The 228-nt window shown below is 46.5% G+C and carries 1 protein-coding gene; it reads left to right on the top strand.

All coding sequences use genetic code 11. From position 1 onward, the window contains the following. Positions 1 to 228: hypothetical protein (locus ACVCXO_RS02980; RefSeq protein ID WP_452228110.1), on the top strand; the 228-nt coding region annotated here is incomplete at both ends.

Raw genomic sequence — 228 nt, 5'->3', positions numbered from 1 at the left:
GAACCAACGAATGTTACACCAATTGGTGGAGGTTCAGTATCAGCAGGAACAGATGGATATACTACAGCAGGAACGGTAACCGGAACCGTATATAACGATGAAGATGGTGATGGAACACAAAATGGAACAGAAACCGGATTCACTTCTCCAGTAACTGTATTTGCTGATTTAGATGGCGATGGCGTGTTAGACGCAGGAGAGCCAACAGCAACTACAGCGGCGGATGGA

It is taken from the genome of Lacinutrix sp. MEBiC02404, from assembly GCF_053601575.1.
Note: the sequence above shows the minus strand (reverse complement) of the source record. Positions and strands in the feature narration are given on the sequence as shown.